Origin of the sequence: Bacteroides sp. PHL 2737, assembly GCF_004115325.2 — a bacterium.
Taxonomy (GTDB): domain Bacteria; phylum Bacteroidota; class Bacteroidia; order Bacteroidales; family Bacteroidaceae; genus Bacteroides; species Bacteroides hominis.
Genome location: NZ_CP040630.1, coordinates 825,123 through 849,347 on the forward strand (window position 1 = coordinate 825,123; position 24,225 = coordinate 849,347).

At 45.0% G+C, this 24,225-nt stretch carries 11 protein-coding genes, 2 tRNA genes and 3 rRNA genes; 2 read left to right on the top strand and 14 right to left on the bottom strand.

Annotated features, from left to right (window positions below; all coding sequences use genetic code 11):
- Positions 1-40: 40 nt before the first annotated feature.
- The 9 genes from DBK98_RS03445 to DBK98_RS03485 form a co-directional block, all read right to left on the bottom strand.
- Positions 41-1,330, bottom strand: a complete 1,290-nt coding sequence (locus DBK98_RS03445) for a TolC family protein (RefSeq protein ID WP_032536640.1) — start codon at positions 1,328-1,330, stop codon at positions 41-43.
- A gap of 2 nt (positions 1,331-1,332) precedes the next feature.
- The gene (locus DBK98_RS03450; RefSeq protein ID WP_032536641.1) at positions 1,333-4,365 is read right to left on the bottom strand and encodes an efflux RND transporter permease subunit; all 3,033 of its coding nucleotides are present in this window, start codon (positions 4,363-4,365) and stop codon (positions 1,333-1,335) included.
- Entirely contained in the window at positions 4,362-5,405 is a 1,044-nt protein-coding gene (locus DBK98_RS03455) for an efflux RND transporter periplasmic adaptor subunit (RefSeq protein WP_005811836.1), read from the bottom strand. The genes DBK98_RS03450 and DBK98_RS03455 overlap by 4 nt, the downstream gene beginning before the upstream one ends.
- 204 nt (positions 5,406-5,609) lie before the next feature.
- Positions 5,610-5,720 (bottom strand): 5S ribosomal RNA (gene rrf, locus DBK98_RS03460).
- A 90-nt stretch (positions 5,721-5,810) separates the two neighbouring features.
- Positions 5,811-8,700 (bottom strand): 23S ribosomal RNA (locus DBK98_RS03465).
- A 150-nt stretch (positions 8,701-8,850) separates the two neighbouring features.
- Positions 8,851-8,927 (bottom strand) — tRNA-Ala (locus tag DBK98_RS03470).
- Between the two features lie 26 nt (positions 8,928-8,953).
- A tRNA-Ile gene (locus DBK98_RS03475) sits at positions 8,954-9,030 on the bottom strand.
- A gap of 155 nt (positions 9,031-9,185) precedes the next feature.
- Positions 9,186-10,716 (bottom strand): 16S ribosomal RNA (locus tag DBK98_RS03480).
- The 16S, 23S and 5S rRNA genes sit together here with 2 tRNA genes alongside, the layout of an rRNA operon.
- A gap of 1,555 nt (positions 10,717-12,271) precedes the next feature.
- Complete coding sequence (locus DBK98_RS03485) at positions 12,272-13,009, bottom strand: acyltransferase (protein WP_032535372.1); 738 nt, start codon at positions 13,007-13,009, stop codon at positions 12,272-12,274.
- A gap of 391 nt (positions 13,010-13,400) precedes the next feature.
- On the opposite strand from DBK98_RS03485, the gene DBK98_RS03490 reads away from it, so the two are divergent.
- Together DBK98_RS03490 and DBK98_RS03495 are read left to right on the top strand one after the other, a co-directional pair.
- On the top strand, positions 13,401-14,150 hold the full coding sequence (locus DBK98_RS03490; protein ID WP_005782985.1) for a M15 family metallopeptidase: 750 nt from the start codon (positions 13,401-13,403) through the stop codon (positions 14,148-14,150).
- Between the two features lie 8 nt (positions 14,151-14,158).
- Positions 14,159-15,358, top strand: coding sequence for a class I SAM-dependent methyltransferase (locus DBK98_RS03495; protein ID WP_032535374.1), 1,200 nt, complete (start codon positions 14,159-14,161; stop codon positions 15,356-15,358).
- A gap of 45 nt (positions 15,359-15,403) precedes the next feature.
- Here the strand turns inward: DBK98_RS03495 and DBK98_RS03500 are convergent, their stop codons facing one another.
- From DBK98_RS03500 to DBK98_RS03520, 5 genes are read right to left on the bottom strand one after another with little or no spacing between them, the layout of a single operon-like run.
- Positions 15,404-15,811 carry a DUF4945 domain-containing protein gene (locus DBK98_RS03500; RefSeq protein WP_005783445.1) on the bottom strand — a complete coding sequence of 136 codons (408 nt, stop codon included), beginning with the start codon at positions 15,809-15,811 and terminating at the stop codon, positions 15,404-15,406.
- Positions 15,812-15,827: 16 nt separating this feature from the next.
- The gene (locus DBK98_RS03505) at positions 15,828-17,573 is read right to left on the bottom strand and encodes a RagB/SusD family nutrient uptake outer membrane protein (protein WP_032535375.1); all 1,746 of its coding nucleotides are present in this window, start codon (positions 17,571-17,573) and stop codon (positions 15,828-15,830) included.
- An 11-nt stretch (positions 17,574-17,584) separates the two neighbouring features.
- Positions 17,585-20,776 (bottom strand): TonB-dependent receptor, encoded by a 3,192-nt coding sequence (locus DBK98_RS03510; protein ID WP_032535376.1) that lies wholly within the window; start codon positions 20,774-20,776, stop codon positions 17,585-17,587.
- A 51-nt stretch (positions 20,777-20,827) separates the two neighbouring features.
- Positions 20,828-22,480, bottom strand: coding sequence for a glycoside hydrolase family 172 protein (locus DBK98_RS03515; protein WP_032535377.1), 1,653 nt, complete (start codon positions 22,478-22,480; stop codon positions 20,828-20,830).
- 23 nt (positions 22,481-22,503) lie between these two features.
- Positions 22,504-23,877, bottom strand: a complete 1,374-nt coding sequence (locus DBK98_RS03520) for a sugar porter family MFS transporter (RefSeq protein ID WP_005812555.1) — start codon at positions 23,875-23,877, stop codon at positions 22,504-22,506.
- Positions 23,878-24,225 lie beyond the last annotated feature (348 nt).

Below are 24,225 nucleotides of genomic sequence, written 5' to 3' on the forward strand. Positions count from 1 at the left end.
GAACAAAGCTATTATATTTCGGGTAATTATCATAAACTATTTAATATTTATTCAAAGCTCTGATCAATTCGGAATAAGATCCTTGTGCCGAGACTTTCGCTTGTACATGGTTGATTTGGGAGGCCTGCCGATACGTTTGTGCCTCAATCACTTCTATGACAGAGGCCTTCCCTTCAGTATACCGTTCCAATGCCATACGTTCGTTTTCAAGAGCCTTGCCCAGTGAGCTTTCGGTAAGCCGTACCTGCTCTAAGGCTTGGGAAAGTGAAACGCGGGCTGTTTCAACTTCCAGTTTTACCTGATCGGTTACCTGGTTCAAGTTGTCGGTTGCCATACCTATTTTCAAAGACGCAGCCCGCTTTTCATCACGTCTTTTCCCCCATTCGAATAATGGAACGGACAGCTTGGCGTAAACCGCATAATTAGGATCGAGATCAGAATGGAAATCATAACCGGGTGAAGAATAACTTCCATCCACACCTACATAAAATTGAGGCTTATATTTAGCATCTGTCAATTTCTTTGAGCTTTCTGCCATTTTAATCCGAGCATAAGCCATTTTCAACTCCGGACGGTCGGTTCCACCAGTCTCCCATAACTCCCCATCTAATACAACTGCAGAAATCGTATCTTCTATTTCAGTCGGGGCATGAAGTTCTACACCAATCAGAGAGTTTAGTGCCATACGCCCTGTTTCAAGATTTCTCTTAGCCTGCAACAGCTGATACTCCGCTTCATTCAGTTTCACTTCCGCCATGAGCAAATCCTGAGGATCGACCAATCCAGCTTCCACCCGTTCCCGAATGGTCTGAGAGAGAGTAGCGACCGAATTACGGTATTCGGTAGTTATGCGGACTATTTCCGAACGCGCAACAGTATTCCAGTATTGCATATCTGTCTGATAACACACAGCCGAACGGAAATAATCGGCTTGATATGTGGCCAGACTTTGCTGATGCTTAGCTAACCGGATATTCTCCAACAATCGTCCACCTGTATAAACAGGTTGCAATAAAGAGAGTGAAGCCCCGTACTTCATATTTCTCCCTTCAAAAGTCATCGGATTTTGCATCGAGGGTAAGTCAAGATTCAACTGAAGGGGATTACCGGTATACTGAAAATTCGCATCCCCCGACAATTTGGGTCTCAGGTCCTTCTGTGCCGCTTTCTCCAATTCGATACTTGCAGCGATATTCTTATCCGCAGCTTTCAGGTCGTGGTTATAATCTACAGCCATCGACCTGTACTTCTGCAGCAGATTATTTTGCTGAGCAAAAGAAGCTGTCGGAACACACAACAAAAGGATAAGCCATCTGTTTATTTTCTTCATCGTCATTTCTCTTTTATCTTATAAAACATAGCATAAAGTGCCGGAGTCACAAAAAGGGTCAGCAATGTGGCAAATGTCAGCCCGAAAATGATAGTAGCTGCCATTCCTCCAAATGCTATATCAAACAACAGGGGAACCATACCCAGAATTGTTGTCGTGGCGGCCATTAACACCGGACGAGTTCTCGAAACCGTAGATTCAATCACAGCCGTATAAGGAACACCCCCCTCCCGGCGCTGCACATCTATTTCATCAAGCAATACAATCACATTCTTGATAACCATACCCAATAATCCCAGCCATCCGGCAATCGGAAAGAAACCGAAATCAAATCCAGTCAGAAGCATACCTATGGCTACTCCAATGATGGATAACGGAAGTACACACAGGATAATAACCGGATCACGGAAGTTACCGAACAAAGCGACCAGAATAACTACCAACACAAGAAAAGCCAACGGAAAGAATTTACCGATTGCCTGCATCGCTTCCCCCTGATCTTTGTACTGCGAGTCCCAAAAGAAAGTATAACCCTCGGGCAGCTCCATCGCTTCTATCTCTTCACGAATCTCTCCATGCACTTCGGCCATTGTATGACCAGGTTTCACTCCACACATAGCAGCCATAGACAGCTGCCGGTTGTAAGTACGGATCTGCGGCCATTCCCATACTGACTCGATACGTTCCGTCACCTGCGACAGAGGCGCCGAATGTTCTCCGTTCCACACCGAGAAATTACCCAAAGAACGGACATCTGTAATGTCAACTCCCTCTGACTTCAATAACACAGGAACTTTCTTTTCACCGTCGCGATAAACTCCCACTCTGGTTCCGTCGCTAATCGATTTTACAGACTCCATCATCTGTGCTTTGGTTATGCCAAGGACACCGGCCTTCACCGGATCGTAAACCGGCCGTATCACCATCGTCATATTTCCCCATTCATTGCGTGTATCTGCCACTTTAGGATTACGACGCATAATTTCTATCGCTACGCCTGTCAACGAGTCCAAAACGGCAGGATCAGGCCCCAGAAAGCGAGCTTCTATCATGGCCTCCGTTAGTGGACTTAATTCAAACTTATTCACCTTGATCAGAGGTTCCGGGTATTTCAGCCGGATAGAATCCTGCAACAGAGCATTCAGCGTCCTTGATTCTTTGGAGCTCTTACACTTCACTAACAATTGGGCATAGTTGGATTGTGGACCAAAAGATATATTCGATAAATAATAACGGGGCGGAGTACGACCTATATAAGATGAAACCATCTCCGTTTCTTCATGCCCACGAATATAATCGGCTATATCGCCCGCCATACGGTCAGTCTCCTCAATCGCTGTCCCTTCAGGCAACCACATATCGACAGTGAAGTATTGCTTATCCAGAGCGGGTACAAAAACCTTGGGAATATACTTGAAACTCCAGGCCGAAAAGAACAACAAAACAATCAACGAAGCAACCGTCACCGTGCGATGCCGAAGTACCCAACGCAATGCTTTACGGAAAAGATTATAATACTTCCCGTCAAACAGGGATGCTTTCAACTCTTCGGGACGCGGACGTCGTACAAACTCCTGAATGAAAAAAGGAGTCTGTGTCAGGGCAAATACCCAACTGAACATCAACGAAACGCCGATCACCACGACCAATGATGATAATAGCTCTCCGGTAATATGGGGTGAATAGTAAATCGGCAGGAAAGTAAGGATAGCAATAACTGTCGCTGCCAATAAAGGCATAGCGGTTGACGAACATGCACGCATGATAGCAACCCGCTTGCGCATTCCCCGTTCCATGTTAATCAGTGCAGAATCGGATACGACGATGGCATTATCAACCAGCATTCCCATAGCAATGATAATCGCGGCAAGCGACATTCGCTGAAGAGCAATATCACATGCCATCATAACAATAAGGGTGGCAAAGATAGAGAAAACCAATCCGCTACCTATCAGAACCCCATTCCTGAATCCGATAAAGAACAACAGAATAGCAACAACAGTAATAACCGAAATAATCAGATTCAAGATAAACCCTTGATTTGCCACTGCCGATTCATAGCCTTGATCGTAGATGGGGGTCAACTCATAACCATCGGGCATGGTTTGAGACAACTCACCAATATGTGCTTTAACAGCCTCTGCCATATCCACGACATTTCCTGTCGGTACAGTAGAAATGGCAATTCCAATTGCCGGACTACCATTTATACGCATTTGGTTTGCAGGAGGAGTCTGATAACTCTCCTCGATCTTCGCAATATCAGCCAAACGAAAATGCTCACCGTTACGTGAAACAATAGTAAGATTCCGGATATCATTCAGCGAATAAAAGTTACCGGTAGACTCAATACGGATACGATTGGTACCGGCATCCATACCACCGGCATCCACAACTTTATTCTGAGCCTCAAAAGCTCGTGCAATGTCGGAAGTCGTAACTCCACTTTGTGCCATCACAGCAGGACTGATTAGAATATCAATCGTCGGTGTTTGCACACCATAGATCTCAATCTTCGCCACATCCTTGACTTTTAGCAATTCATTCTTTATCAGTTTAGCCTGGTCTTCCAGTTCTCTATACGTATGGCTATCCCCCGTCAGTCCATAAAACACGCCGAGCACATCACCAAAGTCATCGTTCACGATAGAAGTTCCCGCACCGACCGGCAATTTATCCTGCACATCATTCACTTTCCGGCGCAACTTATCCCATAGCTGCTGCATCTCGTCAGCACGGATTTCTTTCTTCACATAAACTGTAATCTTCGATAGTCCGGCACGATTTTCTGTTTTCAGATAATAAAGCTCACCCAAAGATTGTATGGCTTCTTCCAAAATGTCGGTAACCTGCGACTGTACTTCTGACGGTGAAGCTCCGGGATAAGAAGTCAGAACCAATGCTTGCTTAATAGTAAAAGGGGCATCCTCCAATTTTCCCATTTTAAAATAAGAAAACAGGCCTCCTGCCAATATCAGCACCAACAATAAGATTGTAACAGCTCTTTTCTGTAGAAAGTACTTTACCATTTTCATAATGAATTCGCCTTAGAAGAGATTGTTACTTTCATGCCGTCTGATAAAAAGCGTAGTCCGCTTGTAGCCACAGTCTCGTTATCCTGTAATCCCTCAATTATGATAATATAACCGTTAGGAAGCAGATTTCCCTTTTTCACCTGTCTACGGTTCACCTGATGAGTGTCAGTGTTTACAACCCACACATAATCACCTTCCGACGGACGATGGCATAGAGCTGTCTGCGGAATGGAAACACCAACCGGATTTGTTACCCGGGAAACATCAAATATTGCCTTACCCGACATACCAGCCAGTAATTCCCCTTTTTCATTTGGTAAAATGGCCGTTAGTAAATAAGAAAGGTTGTTGCGGGTTGTCCCCTTCGATATTTCCATAATCCCTGCCTTATAAATCTTATCCGGCCGGGCATCAAAACGTATCTGAACAGTATCTCCGGGATGTGAAGCAAATGCAATATCTTGAGTAACATAAATCTCCATTCTCAGCCGGTCTATATCAATAAATGAAATGACCGGCTGAGTAGCCTTCACATCCTGAAACTTCTCTATATACACTTCTCCCACATATCCATTAAATGGAGCTATCAAGCGAGTATCCTCCAATTCGTAAGAGGCGGTATCAAAAGCTGCTTTAGCAGTGGTATAATCAGCCTTGGCCTTTTCGTATGTACTGGCCGAAACATTATTCTTCTCGTACAACTTCTCTATTCGTTCAAACTCAGCTTTAGCCTGGCAATAGATCGCTTCGGCCCGTTCTTTACGAATATGAAAGTCACGCGGATCTATTTCAGCAATAATACTCCCCTGTTTGTAAGAGTTACCGGCATATACTTCAAAACGATCGATGGGGCCTCCTACGCGAAACGACAATTCCGATGTACGGAAAGGTTGCGCAATGAACGGAAACTCCGTTGTGTTCTGTCCAAAGCCCGGAATAGCTTGTGTTGTCCTGACAATAAAGTCCTGACTTTGCTTACTGTCTTTATCTGTGCAAGAAAATAGCAGTAAGAGAGTAACTAATAATGCACCTATCTTCATATCTTATTTTTTTAATTTCCCGACAAAAATAGATAATCAGACGATGTAATAAGGAAGTAAAGATTCTGAGACCGGAAAAATGAAGATTGAGTCAGGAGTATATGGGATGAAGCCGATAAAAAGATTATCAGGAGATATTGCTTATACCCAAAAACAAGTCATCCCCTCGTGTCTTCTGACCCGAGGGGATGAACTCTCTGAAAAAAACGGCGACTACCTACTCTCCCACTGTTACGCAGTACCATCGGCGTGATCAGGCTTAACTTCTCTGTTCGGAATGGGAAGAGGTGGAACCCTGATGCTATAGTCACCTAAATAAGGTAGACATAATGTACAAAAGTAAACTTAGCTGTCTATTATCTAAATAGTAAAGCTAAACGGATATATAAACCATAAAAGACAATAAAAAGAAAGTCATCGGGCAATTAGTAACGCTCGGCTGTGATGTTACCACCTGTACACCTGCGTCCTATCAACGTTGTAGTCTACAACGACCCTAAAAGAAATCTAATCTTGTGGCTGGCTTCGTACTTAGATGCTTTCAGCACTTATCCAATCCCGACTTAGATACCCGGCAATGCACCTGGCGGCACAACCGGTAAACCAGAGGTCAGTCCAACACGGTCCTCTCGTACTAGTGTCAGAGCCACGCAAATTTCATGCGCCCACGATAGATAGAGACCGAACTGTCTCACGACGTTCTGAACCCAGCTCGCGTGCCACTTTAATGGGCGAACAGCCCAACCCTTGGGACCTTCTCCAGCCCCAGGATGTGACGAGCCGACATCGAGGTGCCAAACCCCTCCGTCGATATGAGCTCTTGGGAGGGATCAGCCTGTTATCCCCGGAGTACCTTTTATCCTTTGAGCGATGTCCCTTCCATACGGAAACACCGGATCACTATGCTCTAGTTTCCTACCTGATCGACTTGTAAGTCTCCCAGTCAAGCGCCCTTATGCCATTACACTCTGCCGCCGGTTACCAATCGGCGTGAGGGCACCTTTAGAAGCCTCCGTTACACTTTTGGAGGCGACCACCCCAGTCAAACTACCCACCAAACAGTGTCCTCGCAACTGCGAGTTAGAACTCAAATAATCAAAGGGCCGTATTTCAACAGCGACTCCACAAATACTGGCGTACCTGCTTCAAAGTCTCCGGCCTATCCTACACATCAATTACCCAAATTCAATGTTAAGCTATAGTAAAGGTTCACGGGGTCTTTTCGTCCCATCGCGGGTAATCGGCATCTTCACCGATACTACAATTTCACTGAGCTCACGGTTGAGACAGTGTCCAGATCATTACACCATTCGTGCAGGTCGGAACTTACCCGACAAGGAATTTCGCTACCTTAGGACCGTTATAGTTACGGCCGCCGTTTACTGGGGCTTCAATTCAATGCTTCTCTTGCGATGACATCTCCTCTTAACCTTCCAGCACCGGGCAGGTGTCAGGCTGTATACGTGATCTTTCAATTTTGCACAGCCCTGTGTTTTTGTTAAACAGTTGCCTGGACCTATTCTCTGCGCCCTCCCGTCACCGGGTAGGGACCCTTTATCCCGAAGTTACAGGGTCAATTTGCCTAGTTCCTTAACCGTGATTCACTCAAGCGCCTGAGTATATTCAACCCGACTACGTGTGTCCGTTTGCGGTACGGGTACCATTAAGATTAAGTTTAGCGGATTTTCTTGGGAGTATGTTTACACGCACTATTACCGTTTTCCGAGGAAATTGGTATACTGTCAGGTTCGACTCTTATCCCGGATTTGCCTGGGATAATCAACATCTACACCCTTTAACGGACTATTCCGTCAGTCCGCGGCGTTGTCACTCCTCCGTCTCCACGTCACTCTTAATGCTAGTACAGGAATATTAACCTGTTCTGCCATCGGCATCACCGTTCGGCTGAGCCTTAGGACCCGACTAACCCTGATCCGATTAGCGTTGATCAGGAAACCTTAGTCTTGCGGCGAGGGGTTTCTCACCCCCCCTTATCGTTACTTATACCTACATTTGCTTTTCCACACGCTCCAGTAAAGCTCACGCTTAGCCTTCAACGCAGAGTGGAATGCTCCCCTACCGATACTTACGTATCCCATAGCTTCGGTAAAACACTTAATGCCCGATTATTATCCACGCCAAACTCCTCGACTAGTGAGCTGTTACGCACTCTTTAAATGAATGGCTGCTTCCAAGCCAACATCCTAGCTGTCTTAGCAATCTGACTTCGTTAGTTCAACTTAGTGTTTATTTGGGGACCTTAGCTGATGGTCTGGATTCTTCTCCTTTAGGACATGGACCTTAGCACCCATGCCCTCACTCCTGAGATCGAACTAATGCGCATTCGGAGTTTATCAAGACTTGATAGGCGGTGAAGCCCTCGCATCTTATCAGTCGCTCTACCTCACATTAGTAATTCTCAAGGCTGCACCTAAATGCATTTCGGGGGGAGTACGAGCTATCTCCAAGTTTGATTAGCCTTTCACCCCCACCCTCAGGTCATCCGGAAGCTTTTCAACGCTTATCGGTTCGGTCCTCCAGTTAGTGTTACCTAACCTTCAACCTGCCCAAGGGTAGATCACTTGGTTTCGCGTCTACTCCTTCCGACTATCCGCCCTGTTCAGACTCGCTTTCGCTTCGGATCCACATCTCAAGATGCTTAACCTTGCCGGAAAAAGTAACTCGTAGGTTCATTATGCAAAAGGCACGCCGTCACAACTTACGCTGCTCCGACCGCTTGTAGGCGCATGGTTTCAGGGACTATTTCACTCTTCTATTCGAAGTGCTTTTCACCTTTCCTTCACAGTACTGGTTCGCTATCGGTCTCTCGGGAGTATTTAGCCTTACCGGATGGTCCCGGCTGGTTCACGCAGAATTCCTCGTGCTCCGCGCTACTCAGGATACCACTACGCTTCAGTTACCTTAGAATACCGGGCTATCACCGTCTATGGCGCGACTTTCCAGCCGCTTCTTCTCAATAACTTTCTTGCGAGAGCGTGGTCCTACAACCCCACACATGCCGTAACATGGGTGGTTTGGGCTATTCCCCGTTCGCTCGCCACTACTAGGGGAATCATTATTTATTTTCTTTTCCTGCAGGTACTAAGATGTTTCAGTTCCCTGCGTTAGCCTCCAACTTGGTTGGATGACATTCCTTCAGAATGCCGGGTTGTCCCATTCGGAAATCTTCGGATCAAAGGTTATTTGCACCTACCCGAAGCTTATCGCAGCTTATCACGTCCTTCATCGCCTCCGAGAGCCAAGGCATCCGCCATGCGCCCTTATTTACTTTCTTTTATCGCCAGGTTCATCTCCTTTTCTTAAAAGGATCTGAACCAAATGGTTCGATATATACTTTTAGCTCTTACTAAATTTACTTTTTTTTTGTACATCATGTCAAAGATCGTATGATAACATTCGGCAACTTGTGTTGCCAGAGTATCAATGGTGGAGAATAACGGATTCGAACCGTTGACCCTCTGCGTGCAAGGCAGATGCTCTAGCCAGCTGAGCTAATCCCCCAATCATACAAGATATCAATCTCGTCTTGGTAGTCCCAGGCAGAGTTGAACTGCCGACCTCTACATTATCAGTGTAGCGCTCTAACCAACTGAGCTATAGGACTAGTTCAACCGTGTCCTGTCTTAGACTCGGCTTCTGTTTTTCTCTTGTTTATCTCTATCTATATTGCTATAGATGGTCGATCTATATTCTATAAATAAACAAGTACCAGTAGTACAATTTTAGAACCGATGAACGTCGTTTTCAACATCGCTCCAGAAAGGAGGTGTTCCAGCCGCACCTTCCGGTACGGCTACCTTGTTACGACTTAGCCCCAGTCACCAGTTTTACCCCTAGGACGCTCCTTGCGGTTACGTACTTCAGGTACCCCCGGCTCCCATGGCTTGACGGGCGGTGTGTACAAGGCCCGGGAACGTATTCACCGCGCCGTGGCTGATGCGCGATTACTAGCGAATCCAGCTTCACGAAGTCGGGTTGCAGACTTCGATCCGAACTGAGAGAGGCTTTTGGGATTAGCATCCTGTCACCAGGTAGCTGCCTTCTGTACCCCCATTGTAACACGTGTGTAGCCCCGGACGTAAGGGGGCCGTGCTGATTTGACGTCATCCCCACCTTCCTCACATCTTACGACGGCAGTCTCTCCAGAGTCCTCAGCATGACCTGTTAGTAACTGAAGATAAGGGTTGCGCTCGTTATGGCACTTAAGCCGACACCTCACGGCACGAGCTGACGACAACCATGCAGCACCTTCACAGTGGTGATTGCTCACTGACATGTTTCCACATCATTCCACTGCAATTTAAGCCCGGGTAAGGTTCCTCGCGTATCATCGAATTAAACCACATGTTCCTCCGCTTGTGCGGGCCCCCGTCAATTCCTTTGAGTTTCACCGTTGCCGGCGTACTCCCCAGGTGGAATACTTAATGCTTTCGCTTGGCCGCTTACTGTATATCGCAAACAGCGAGTATTCATCGTTTACTGTGTGGACTACCAGGGTATCTAATCCTGTTTGATACCCACACTTTCGAGCATCAGTGTCAGTTGCAGTCCAGTGAGCTGCCTTCGCAATCGGAGTTCTTCGTGATATCTAAGCATTTCACCGCTACACCACGAATTCCGCCCACCTCTACTGTACTCAAGACTGACAGTATCAACTGCAATTTTACGGTTGAGCCGCAAACTTTCACAACTGACTTACCAGTCCACCTACGCTCCCTTTAAACCCAATAAATCCGGATAACGCTCGGATCCTCCGTATTACCGCGGCTGCTGGCACGGAGTTAGCCGATCCTTATTCATATTATACATACAAAACAGTATACATACTGCACTTTATTCTAATATAAAAGAAGTTTACAACCCATAGGGCAGTCATCCTTCACGCTACTTGGCTGGTTCAGGCTCGCGCCCATTGACCAATATTCCTCACTGCTGCCTCCCGTAGGAGTTTGGACCGTGTCTCAGTTCCAATGTGGGGGACCTTCCTCTCAGAACCCCTATCCATCGAAGGCTTGGTGGGCCGTTACCTCACCAACAACCTAATGGAACGCATCCCCATCCTTTACCGGAATCCTTTAATAATCAAACCATGCGGAATGATTATCCCATCGGGTATTAATCTTTCTTTCGAAAGGCTATCCCCGAGTAAAGGGCAGGTTGGATACGTGTTACTCACCCGTGCGCCGGTCGCCAGCAAAGAAAGCAAGCTTTCTTCCTGATGCCCCTCGACTTGCATGTGTTAAGCCTGTAGCTAGCGTTCATCCTGAGCCAGGATCAAACTCTTCATTGTAAAAGTATTGTTATATATCCCAATAAGGGACAATATTAGCTCTGTTCAGGATGTCGAAAATTTATTGACGGTCATTTTTCATATACCTATATAATAAGTATTGACGGTTCTAAATTTACTTGTACTACTTGTATTGTTTATCAATTTTTCAAAGAACGCTTCTTTTCGATTGCGCTTCGTTTTAAAAAGCGGGTGCAAAGGTAAAAGGTTTATTTTAAAACACCAAATGTTTCTGGAAGTTTTTTTAAAAATGTTTTCCCGGTCTGTTCTCTGGCTCTCTTAGCGAAAGGGAAAGGCACCGGAATAAACGCCTTTTTTATCGCGAATCGGACTGCAAAGATAACGAATTTTAATATTAAACTCCAAAGAAAAAGGAGATTATTTTGGTTGTTCGTTAAGGCAATCAATACGCGCCTGCAACATGTCAATTTCAATCGGCTCTCCCTCTCTTGGAAAGCGGGTGCAAAAGTACGCGATTTACCAATACAAGGCAAATATATAAGGAAGTTTTTTTCATAAAAATATAAATTTATATGTAAAGGGCTGAGGGAGAGGTAGGTTTTAAAGCATACTTTAAAAAGAAGGGAAAAGGGAGGGCCAAGGGGACACATTATTATAATATATAGAGGGGGGAATACTTGGAAAACAAGGAGGGGGATTCATTGGGGAGGGAGGGGAATCTCTGTGTTGGGAACGAACCGCCAGGCGGTTGCAAATTTCTCAGGGGGGGATATGGGAAAGGGATTCTCAGGGGGCACCCGGACAAATGCGTAGCTGGGTCAGCAGTTAAATGTCATTGATAATCAGAAGAGTATATTTACCTGAATTTTATTCTTGATGTAAAGCCATTTACCCGGGCATGTAAAAGCATTTACCTCAGCATGTAAAGCCATTTACCTCGGCATGTAAAAGCGTTTACCCCGGTTGGTAAATGGAACCCGCATTCGAGGTTACGGGGGGACGCACGTAAAGGCAGCGTCAAGGCAACGTATGCTTCGGACAGACCATGCTTGAGGGAAAGCGCCGGCGGAAGGAAAGCCGGGAGGACAAGGTAAAGGGTAAGCGCCGTCTATTCAGGAAGGCAGGAGAAAGGGAATAGCGGACAAGGAATGGGGCGGACGGGGGGCAAAGAATATCCCAAGCGGCAAATAACAAAGGACTTCCGGAAAAAAGCAGAGCATTTTCAAACAAACAAGCGAGGGAATGAAAATGCTTTTTAAAGGGAAAGCAGACAAGAAACGAAGAATATACTTCTGAATACGAGGGAATTAAGAAAGATTTTCAAGCGATGGCAGAGGGTGGAAGATGGAAGATGAGGGTGGAAGATAAACGGGCTGAAAACGCGATCTTCCACCGTATTAACTAAATGATAATCAGATAAAAAGATGGAAAAAGGTGGAAGATGGAAGATAGAAATGCATTTTGCGAATGAGAGGACGGAAAAGGCACTATCCACGATTTTGTGTAAATAGAGAGGACTCTCCATAGAGAGCAGCGCCCCTATTTACAATTACCTCTACCCATACCCTCACTTTTCTTTTGCAACTAACAGTAGTCATCCTTTTAAATACTTATTGATACATCTACGGTCCCAGTTAATTCCCTGTTTTACAACTTTAGCCGGAACACCCGCAATAATTACATTGGGTTCATTAAATACCCTCGTTACGATACTCCCCCAACCAATAATACTATTATCAGAGACTTTCACATTTTTACAAACCTTCACATCTTTTCCGATCCATACATGCTTACCTATTACGATACTCTTAGCAAAATTTATCGGCTCACCCTCTAAATTCGTTATCGTATGTGCGTCGGTACACCATATATCAACGCCCCAGCTCAACTGACTATCGTCTCCAATACTGATGCACGAATCATCTTCTTGCAAATATAACGTAACGCCATTAATTACTACACGATTTCCAATATCTACCCGACAATTATTAGCCATTCTTGAAACACCGGCTCCCAGTCCCGGAAGTTGCCCAATGATAAGCTTCAATCCCGTCATACCCAATATGGTAGAATAGCGTAAAATAATCGTCCCTATATTTACTATATTATTATCTCCTTTTACAATCAGAAGAAATCCATCACTTAGCAACAATTCTTCCGCACTATCTTCAGAATCGCAATACATTGAAATGTGATTGTTATTCCCAATGATCGTTATGTTAGCTTGATTTATAATCCGATTAAACCGTTCGTTCTGAGAAGCCATACAGTCAATCCGATTATGTGGGAAAATCAATGTAATTTCATTATTTTGACCATTAACATGTTCCATATCATTCTAAATCCTATAGTTTACATTCGTAGCAATACAGCTTTTACTCCTTTCTGCCAAATGTACGAAAAGGAATAGCTTCACATTCATTAGCCTACTCCTGATCTTCTTCATTTTAAGTGAATTAACGATTACAACAATAAACCGAAAGCAAATGATCCTCTCAAAGCAAATATCAGAGGAAAACAAGTATGGCAGGAAAGACAGGCACGATGAAAAGACTAATGCTTTTTGCTCAAAAAAGCTATCGGGAGAATCTAATTTATAATGCATTGTAAATCCGATGAGGTACATATAGGACAAGCCTTAAAAACGAAAAACTTCCTCACTTCTAAAATATGCGCATATGTTTTTATACTTTTGCATTTAATAATTCAACTAAAAAAATCATATGCAGCCCGGATCTTTAGCAACTTTCATCCTATTACTGTTTATCACAACCTCTTGCCGGAATAAGGAAACGCAGTTCTATCCCGTACCTATGGACTCCATAAATCTTGTAGCCCCAGAAAAGCCACAACCGATTGCAGCCAAAAGTCAAACAGCTCTTTATCTGGACTCAATCGGACTGGTAAATATCTCCGAACTCGACTCTACATTCATAATCAACCTGATGTATGCCACCCCGGATAATTTCACCGGTCAACTTCTTTATGGTGATTTGAAAGAGGCATATCTCCATCCGGACGCAGCTAAAGCCCTTTTGCAGGCACACCTGTTACTCAAAGCAGAGCATCCTGGCTATCGCCTGGTGATTTATGATGCAGCACGTCCGATGTCCGTTCAGAAAAAGATGTGGGATGTTGTAAAAGGAACCTCTAAATATTTCTATGTATCTAATCCGGCACGAGGAGGAGGACTGCATAATTATGGCCTGGCAGTAGACATCGGCATAGTAGACTCTCTCGGGCACCCACTTTCTATGGGAACCGAAGTTGATTATATGGGTGCAACATCGCATATCACAAACGAAGCAGAACTCGTGAAAAAAGGAAAAATAACGCAACAAGAACGCGAAAACCGAATTCTACTAAGAAGAGTCATGAAAGGTGCAGGATTCCGTGCACTCCCCAGCGAATGGTGGCACTTTAACCTGTGCAGCCGAGACGAAGCAAAACAAAAGTATAAACTTATAAACTAAAATAAGATATGTACCTTTCTCCGGAAACAGTCCTGTTTATCCGGGAGCATCGCAATGACGATATACGCTCCCTCGCATTACAGGCAAAGAAATATCCCCAGGTTGACATGTCCTCTGCTATCGTCCAGATAGCCGGATGGCAAGCCGCCGCTTCAAAAATACCAAGTTGGCATGCTACGGAAAATCTTCTTTATCCACGTCATTTATCATTGGAACAATGTTCATCGGAAATCACCGCACTCTACAAAGCCTCACTGGCACAGGGAGAAACGCTGGTCGATCTTACGGGCGGATTCGGTATTGATTGTGCTTTTCTCGCAGCCCGGTTTAAAACAGTCACCTACATCGAACGCCAAAAAGAACTTTGCGAGATTGCCGCTCACAATTTTCCACTATTGGGATTAAAGCAGATCCGGATACAAAATGCCGACGGAGTAGAGTACTTGCAAACAATGTCGCCCACAGACTGTATCTTCCTGGACCCGGCACGCCGCAATGAACATGGCGGAAAAACAGTAGCCATATCCGACTGTGAACCTAATGCAGCCGCACTGGAGGAATTATTGCTCGAAAAAGGGCAACAGGTTATAATCAAACTTTCCCCAATGCTCGACCTTTCTCTGGCTATACGGGACATGAAGCATGTTTCTGAGGTCCACATTATCTCCGTCAACAACGAATGTAAGGAACTGTTGTTAATGTTGCGGTCTGAAAAGACATCTCCGATGATCCTGCCTACCCTATCGCAGCCTATCGTCTGCATCAACTTTGCAAACCGAAAAATACAGCGTTTCGTCTTTACGCGCGAAGCAGAGCAGAGCACCGATTGCTCTTACACCCATAAAATAGGTACTTACTTGTATGAACCCAACGCCTCTATTCTCAAAGCCGGTGCTTTCCGCAGCATCGCTTCTGCGTTTCATTTAAGCAAGCTCCATCCCAACAGCCATCTCTACACCTCGGATGAACGGATAGAAGAATTTCCAGGCCGAATCTTCCGGGTGACCGGCTACTCATGCCTCAACAAAAAAGAACTGAAGAATCTCTTAAATGAAGTGGATAAAGCCAACCTCACTGTCCGCAACTTCCCACAATCTGTGGCAGAACTACGAAAACGGCTAAAAATAGCTGACGGAGGTGATATCTATCTGTTTGCTACTACCCTGAACGATGAAAGAAAAATCATCATCCGATGTGAGAAAGCATAAAATGAAGAGAGGCAACGTCGTCCCGACGCTGCCTCTTTCTCTCAATCAATTTATAGAAACTGTTTGTCCCAACGAATAAATCTCGTCTGACTGCCCATAAGGCTTTTCTTTCAACATCCCCTGGACTTTAACCACAATCCTATATTTCGATTCAGGCTCTTTCAGTGTATATTCCCACGAAGTAGGTTCACCTTCCAAAGAAATCTGATGCTCCAGCACCGCCCCTTTGTAAACCTGAACATAAACGGATAAAGGACGTTGTATCTCTTCCGGAATCGCTGAAGGTAGTTTCCACTCCAACACCGCATCATTATCAGGTGTCAGTGACGATTTCAAATCGGTCACCGGAGGTAAGGAAACTCCATCTTTAAAATCAATGATATCGCGATCCTGGCAACCTGTGACGGCAAGTATACAAAGCATCACAGAAAAAAAGTATAATATTCTTTTCATAATCGTCTGTTTTTTATTAGTAACCCGGATTCTGTATATAATTTCCTTTCGCCCAGTTCATCTGTTGCTGAGGAATAGGTTTATATTCATCTCTTCCCGCAACAAAGACCGCATTATTCATCCAAGAGAAACGGGTTTTCTCTTTTTTGAAGTAAGCATTCATCGTAGGCTCCAGGATTCCCCATCTTTGCAGATCGAAGAAGCGTCTTCCCTCACATGCTGTTTCAAGACGATTCTCAAACATCAATGCTTTCCATGCATAGTCTTTGGTCCAAGCAGCCTCATCGGTATACAAGCTGACCTTATAATTCATGTAAGGAGTACCATCTACCATCAACAAGCGAATTCTACTGTTATTAGCACGTTCGCGCAGCTTATTAATGATAGGACGAGCTTCTTTATGGCGATCCAACTGAATCAGAATTTCAGCTTTCCACAATAAAACTTCAGCATAACGTATTTGTTTCACGTTCATTGAGTTGCGGTTTACAATGATACAATCGCAACCGGCAGGTACCAATTCCTTAACAGATTTCAGATAACCATAATCACCGGGGCTTCTGGAAGCCTTCTCTTCATACAACAAGTCCGGATTATATTTATAAGGATATCCCGGAATGGCTGCTGTATGACTCAGACGAGGATCGAAAGTATTTTCACTGAAATACTCTTTGAATCTTCCTTTCAGTTCCGCATCATTAAACGTATCGAACAAAGGCAAACCGTCTTTATCAGTTCTGAAAGCATTTGCCATATTAAAGCTCATCTTATGGAAGTCACAACATGGGAAATAAGGTTCCCAGGAAGGAGCATTCAATTCTGCACCGTTGTTTGTATTTCCTCCACTTGATGTTCCGTCATTGATAGAATACTGGATTTCCCAAATTGCTTCTTTGGTAGCATTATCATATTCCGGCAAGAAATTTTCGGCAAAGTCTTCACATAAACCTACATTTCCACCTTCCTGATCGGTGATCTGGTTAATATAAACCAGAGCGCGTTCCAGAATCGCCTTATCTACCTCAACCACCTGATGTCTTTCATCTTGCTTGTATGCCATGAACAACAACGCTTTGGCAGCCATAGCCCGTGCGGCATTCTTATTGATACGGCCTATCTCTTCCTGCTTTTCAGGCAACAGTCTGACAGCTTCTTCCAGATCGGCCACAATGTGTTCCCACAAATATGTATCATCAGTACCATTAGGACGGTTCGAGATATTGGTCACATCTTCCACCGTTCTGCCATTCTCTTCATCTACCCAAGGAATATATCTCCACAGCGTCTTCATAAAGAAATAGGTAGCTCCGCGCAGGAATTTCACTTCACCGGTACGTACGCCCTTCAACGGATAGTTTTCATCGGTAACTTTAGACAGGGCATAGAGTGCCAGATTGTATCTGGATATCGCTACATATCCCTTGAACCAAGGTCCGTCATTATTGCCTACATTAGCGGTCACAGAAGAGAAAACTTCCATATCGTGCCAGGCAGACTGATCACTTACACCCGATCCGCCTTTGTAAGCATCGTCTGACCGGATGGAACCATGCATCCACCATGCATGAGCTTCCGACCAGGGCAGATAAGGGATCAGCGAATAGCACGGAGTCACAAAATCATCAATATGTTCAGGCTTTCCTAATAATAAATCATCAGCCAGCACCCCTTTAGGGTTAATATTCAATTGGTCGGCACAGCTCGTCACCAACAAGGAAAGCAAAAGGGCAGATGACAGAAATAAACTATAAAAGGTTTTCATACTATTTCTATTTAAAAGGTTATATTAACTCCAACTGTAGCGGTAAATGGAATGACATAGCCAAAGTCACGGATTTCAGGATCGGGACCCGAGAAGCGGTTGCTATCCCACCATTTCTTGATAGTGAATACATTGTTAGCCGAAACATAGGCACGCAAGCGGCTGATCATGGCTTTCTTCACCAGACTTTCCGGGAAAGTGTATCCCAATTCCACTGTTCTCAGTTTCAGGTACGAACCATCTTTGAGGAAATACGTAGATGTACGCTTTTCATCATTGGTGTTACGGGTAGACAGAGCCGGAATGTTAGAATCCGGATTCTGGGGAGACCAGGCATTAAATACGCCTTTCAGGTGATTGGTATTATTCACATTCTGAATGTTCCAGAAGTCACTGTATTCAATCCATGAATCCCAAACATCTCCGCCATGTACACCCTGGAAGAAGAGAGCCAAGTCTACATTCTTATATGAAGCCTGAAGGTTCAAACCATAAGTAAAGTCCGGATCGCTGACACCAATCCACGTACGGTCATAATCCTGAGTAATGCGTCCGTCGCCATCAAGGTCCTTGTAACGGATACGTCCCAAGCCTTTTCCAGCCTGTTGCGGTGAGTTGTCCACCTCTTCCTGAGTTTTGAAGATTCCGTCTGCCACATATCCGTAGACAGAGTTACGAGGACGTCCGATAATATCGTCCAACATACCGTTTCCACCATATACACTTCTCACGTTGTCCGGCAATTCGGTAATCTTATTCTTGAAGGTAGCAAGGTTTCCCGTAATGCTGTAACTAAATCCGGACGGAAGGTTATTCCGGTATGTCAACAAGATTTCAACTCCTCGGTTTTCCATGCTCGGACCATTCACATAAGTATCTCCACCTTCACCAAACGCACCGATATAAGGGGGTAAATAAAGCATATCGGTTGTTTTCTTATAAAAATAGTCGATAGTTCCGACCAGGCTCTGATTGAAGAAACCGAAATCGATACCGTAATTGGTCTGTGTCACCGTTTCCCATTTCAGTGTCGAATTACCGGTGAGATATTTGCGGAAACCAGACTGTAAAGAACCGCTTTCCTGTCCGTTCATAGCATAAGAAGTTCCGTTATAATCGGCTACATAGCTGCTTTGCAAGTATCCACTCGGGATAGCCGAGTTACCGTTACGCCCCCAACTGAATCTCAATTTCAGATCCGAAAGAAAATCTACATTCTCAAGGAACGGTTCGTTCTTGATTCTCCATCCCAGCGAAAATGCTGGGAAAACTGCCCAACGGTTATCAGCACCGAACTTGGAAGAACCGTCATAACGTAACGTTGCCGATGCCAGATATTTGGAAGCATACGAATAGTTAAACTTACCGAAGTATGACAACAGAGCATAAGCATCACCCGAACCGGTAGCCTCTGTAATCTTGTCGCCGGTAGCCGAACTCAAAAAAGCATAGTCTCTGTCTTCCAGGGTCAAACCGTCTTTCCGTGCATAGAATGCTTCGCTTTCAGCTTTCGTGAATTCCATTCCGACTACAGCTCCTATCGAATGTTTTCCGAATTGCCCGTTATAGTTGATCTGGTTGGTCCATTGGTATTCAAGGAAATGGGTCTGATCATTGCGGACATAATTAAATTTTTCATCACGGCCCGAACCATCTGCTTCACCCCATTTTTTATCGACTGCCCGATAGTATGAACCGCGATAGTCTACACCGAACGATGTTCTCAGGTTCAAACCTTTGATAATCATCAAATCGGCATACGTATTACCAATTACCTTCAGGAACTTATTGACATTGTCTTTCCCCAGGATAAGGTCTTTCACCGGATTACGATAATCGTCCATACCCACGTCGAGAGAGGCACCACCCCAACCAACGGTTTCGGTATATACAGGAATGATAGGGGGTTCATTCGCTGCAAGCTGAGTATGATTGGCTTCGCGATAGTTCATGTAGTTCAACTCCAAATTCTCACCTACTTTCAGACGACCATTCAATAAATCGTATTCCGAATTCAAGCGGGCCGAATATTTCTTCCAGAAGGTTTCAATCTGGATACCTTCCGTATTTTCATAACCCAGGTTGAAGAAAGTACGTGATTTTTCAGTACCACTCGATACTGAGATCTGATGATTCTGCGATACTCCGGTACGGGATATTTCGTCGATCCAGTTAGTATCGGCCGAGCGCATAGTCTTGGCTGTATTCAGCCATTCCACCGGTTTCACGGAGTTAAGCACCGGATAACCGTTACCGTCATAACTCCAGTCGTAATCGAAGAAACGAACACTTTGTTTGATCTCACCCAATTTGTCATCGTTGGCATACGCCTGCCAGATGGCACGTCCATATTCTTCAGTATTCAGCAAGTCGGGTTTATTAACCCACTTGGAAAACTGTACACGACCTTCGTAGCTGATTTTCGATTCACCCTTTTTACCCTTCTTTGTTTCGATAATGATCACACCACCGGCAGCTCTCGAACCATAAATACTGGCCGAAGCAGCATCCTTCAACACCTGAATAGATTCAATGTTCGCCGGGTTGATGTCCCTCAAGTTGTAATCGCCTGCCAATCCGTCGAGTACGATCAGCGGGTTGGGTTGTGCATTCAATGACGTAAGTCCGCGAATCTGTATCGAAGCATTTCCACCGGGGCTACCATCGGCAGTAATAAATACACCCGGCAATTTTCCCTGCAAAGACTTCAGTGCGTTAGTCGAAGGATTCTGAGCCAAATCCGAGGTATTAGCAATGGCAACCGAACCGGTCAGATCGGCTTTGCGCTGCGTCATATATCCGGTCTGGATAACCACCTCGCCCAACATCGTGGCATCATCGGCCATTACCACGTCAATCTTGCTTAATCCCTTCACAGCTTTCTCCTGTGTAGCCTTTCCAATAAATGAGAATACCAGAATATCTTTATCCGAATTCACATCAACCGAATACTCACCATTCAGATTCGTAATCGTACCTTTCGAAGTGCCCTTTACCGACACGTTTACTCCGATCAGCGGGTCACCTGTTTCCTTTTCGGTCACCGTACCCGTAATGACTTTCACCTGGCTGATATCCAGATTGCCTGCGTATGCCATCATTGTCCCCGAGAACAAGACAACCACCCAGACCAAAAGCCTTCTCAACACTTCTTGCAGCCAGTCACTTCCGGAGGCCACAAGGTAAGGTCTTTCATGTTTCATATTCACCAATTAGATTTAATTAAAAATTTAAATAATACTATCATATGTTTTTCAGTTTGCCGAAGCTTCGACAGCAGGCAGCAGCTGCCGGCGGGCTCCTTCAATACCTGAAGTTCCAAATACCTGTGCCTCCGGATCACCATACCAGTAAATGGTAGTGGCATAATCAACCTCACCCCGTTTCCATCCCAGCATTTCAATATCGAACTTAAAGCTCTTATTGAAAGGGATGCCATCCAGATGGCGGGTGCGATAGAAAGCATTATAACCGTGAGAGCTCTCCAAATCGGCTCTCGGAGCTCCTCCGAATGGAGTATAGAAAGGCACTACCGGTGCCCAAGAGCTATTATAGTAGTCTTCCGTACCTGTGCCGAAATGTGAAGGGAAAGTATCATCGTCTACCCAAATCTTCTCGTCACCTTCGCCATACCACAACGGAGCATGATTGTACAGTGAAAGTAAATCACCTTTATAGACGCCCTTTCCTTTTAGTGTAGCGAAGTTCCATTCTACACACTGATCGGCCTCTTCGGGTTTATCATGGATGTAGATACCGTTCTCCTGCCTCCATGAAGCATAGAAATACAATGACCGGTCTTTATTCCACTTCAACGGGGCCACGTTTACCTCCAGTTCAGCATCAACCGGCTGGGAAGAAAGGTTCAGTACTTTCAAGACTCCCGCTTTGCGGTAAGGCATCAACCAGCGACTGGAGATGTTCCCTTTCCCGTCGGACGTCAGATACCAACTATCCACTTTGGGAGCACCCATGCCACCTCCGGAGAAATCACTCAAGGGCACCCATACGGTCTGTTTCCCGTCGAATGTGGCACTGAACACCAATTCCCGCATCAATTGCGCATATTGCTCCGGATTATCAACACGGATATTGAACTTCACTTCATACACCGCATTTTCACCTGTCGGCAGCGGAATGGTCAGTGAATCGGAAGAAAGAAGGTTCTTATTCTCCCGGATCATTTCACCTTTACGTCCGGCCGTCGGATGGAGAAGACGATCGTCTACTTCAGCTATTTTCTGTGCTGCTCTCTCTACCACTTCTTTAGAGAAAGTCTCCACCTGTGTACCCTCCGGATATTTACGGAAGTTGATGTGGTAATATTTTGGAGTAGGATTCACTCCCGGTTCGTCTTCGAACGTCACTTTACATCCACGGGCATACGGGATAGGCAGGAACAGGGTATTTCCTCCCTTACCTTCGGGCGTATAGCTGGTGTGTGCCTGCAACATTCCTCTTCCCAGTCCGGGCACATTGATCCGCATCAGGTCGTAAGCAGGAATGATCCAGCCCGGCTGGTCGGAACCATCGAAATAAAACCTCCATGTACCGCGTTTGTCAATAGTAGTAATCCAGATACGGGTGATAGCCCCCGGTCCGACTTCGTCGAACATTACTTTCTCGATACGGCCTGCTATCGTATCTACCCGCTTGATTCCAAACCCATCGCTGTTGGCAAACCAACCGGCAGAATCGGGTGATACCGATGCACGGTCATAACTACTTTCCTGACGACAAGTATAAGAGGGAACCGGATATAGCGCCTGCTCCTCCACCGATACCATTTCGTCCAACAGCGTTTCCAGTGTTACCGGCTTATCCGACACTTGAGAGCCGCATCCCCACGAACAAAACAAGAGTCCTGCGCAAACGGACAACCATACATTTCTTTTACTTTGTTTCATACTTATATCTAATTTTGTGTTTATTATATTTTCGAGAAAGCATGTTCTTCTTTTGCGGTCTTTTCAGCTTCTTTATCCACTCCCAATTCTTTTTCTATTGCCTCCAGCGACTTTCCTTTAGTCTCGGGCACACAAAATAAAATGAATGCGAATGCAGCAATGCTGAAAACAGCAAAGATTCCGAATGCGACCGATCCGCCCAGGTTATTCAGTATCCAAGGAAAAAACTGAACGGTGAGGAACGTACATAACCAACTTACTCCGGTAGAGAGTGACATGGCCGTTCCACGGATACGGGAAGGATAGATTTCGGAAGTTACCACCCACATCAGCGGTGCCAGCGAAGCTGCAAAGAACCCGATGTAACACAGCACGGCTATCAATGCGCCGATGCCATTGGCAGCAGGTACAACGAAGGTATAGACCAAATAAAGCAACGAAAGACTCATTCCCAAGCTTCCGGCGAGAAGCAGGATTTTGCGTCCCACTTTATCGACCAGCCATACAGCAATCAGGGTAAACAACAGATTCACCACGCCCACCAGGATGGATTGCACAAGGGCAATATCCCCGGCAACACCTGTCATCTCAAAAATAGAAGGAGCGTAATTAATAATGACGTTAATACCCGTAATTTGCTGTAAGGCGGCCAGTATAGAACCTATGAAAACCACTTTAGCCAAGTTACCCTTAAACAATTCTGTTACCTTTATCCTATCTCTACCTTCTTGTGTGTTTGTGTCGGACACGGTCATCTCACCGGCTTCCAGGTTCAGCTTACTGGCCACCTGTCTGGCTCTGCCTGCTTTTCCGCGGGCCGAAAGCCATCGCGGACTCTCGGGCAATATAACCAATAGTAGCAGGTAGGCTACACTAAAGAAAAACGGGAATCCCAGCATCAGGCGCCAGTTCCGCTCGTAGTCCAGCAATATATAATCTACAATATAAGCAATCAGAATTCCTATCACAATGGCCAGTTGATTGTAAGAGACCAGTGTTCCCCTCAACCGGGCAGGAGAAATCTCGGATATATAGATAGGTGCTACGGCAGAAATCACGCCGATCCCCAGCCCACATATCAGGCGAAAAACCAGCAGTGAAACCAGATTGACAGACAATGCGCAACCTAAAGAAGAAACAATAAAAAAGATAGCTGACGAGAACATTACTTTCTGCCTGCCATAACGGTCACTGAAACCTCCTCCCAGCAAAGCACCGCAAAGGCAACCTACGGTCAGAATACTTACCACCAATCCCAAAGCCATATCATCCAACATGAATTGTTCCTGTAAAAAAGGAACGGCTCCGGAAATACCTGCCATATTTAATCCCACAATCAATCCACCAAAGACGGTGATAAAGGTATATAGGAATAAAGGTTTGTTCTCTCTGTTCATTTTGATTTTAAATTTATAGTAGTTATACGATGTGTGATTGTTGATGCAAGGTTAGCCAGAATAGTACAGAAGCGATATAACGCAGGAAACAAATAATATAAGAATGGTAACATCCGGCAAAAATACTGCCAGACTATCAATCCGGTTACCCACTGATGTAACGAAAGGATAAAGCTAATAATGAAGCATTTGGAAAAAAATGATTCTTGTAATAAGTGGGTTGTCTTTTATCAAAAGGAAGGTAACGTTTCAAAAGACGTTCGTCTGATGCAACAAAGATAAGTCGCTTTTTTCATCTGTGCAAATCTTTTTACATCGTTTTAATTATCAGCCATTTATCTCTTCTTT

Coding starts and splice junctions, on each gene's coding strand:
- DBK98_RS03505 (WP_032535375.1), bottom strand. CDS start 17,573: ATGAAAACCTTTTATAGTTTATTTCTGTCATCTGCCCTTTTGCTTTCC.
- DBK98_RS03445 (WP_032536640.1), bottom strand. CDS start 1,330: ATGAAGAAAATAAACAGATGGCTTATCCTTTTGTTGTGTGTTCCGACA.
- DBK98_RS03450 (WP_032536641.1), bottom strand. CDS start 4,365: ATGAAAATGGTAAAGTACTTTCTACAGAAAAGAGCTGTTACAATCTTA.
- DBK98_RS03515 (WP_032535377.1), bottom strand. CDS start 22,480: ATGAAACAAAGTAAAAGAAATGTATGGTTGTCCGTTTGCGCAGGACTC.
- DBK98_RS03455 (WP_005811836.1), bottom strand. CDS start 5,405: ATGAAGATAGGTGCATTATTAGTTACTCTCTTACTGCTATTTTCTTGC.
- DBK98_RS03500 (WP_005783445.1), bottom strand. CDS start 15,811: ATGAAAAGAATATTATACTTTTTTTCTGTGATGCTTTGTATACTTGCC.
- DBK98_RS03510 (WP_032535376.1), bottom strand. CDS start 20,776: ATGAAACATGAAAGACCTTACCTTGTGGCCTCCGGAAGTGACTGGCTG.
- DBK98_RS03520 (WP_005812555.1), bottom strand. CDS start 23,877: ATGAACAGAGAGAACAAACCTTTATTCCTATATACCTTTATCACCGTC.
- DBK98_RS03490 (WP_005782985.1), top strand. CDS start 13,401: ATGCAGCCCGGATCTTTAGCAACTTTCATCCTATTACTGTTTATCACA.
- DBK98_RS03485 (WP_032535372.1), bottom strand. CDS start 13,009: ATGGAACATGTTAATGGTCAAAATAATGAAATTACATTGATTTTCCCA.
- DBK98_RS03495 (WP_032535374.1), top strand. CDS start 14,159: ATGTACCTTTCTCCGGAAACAGTCCTGTTTATCCGGGAGCATCGCAAT.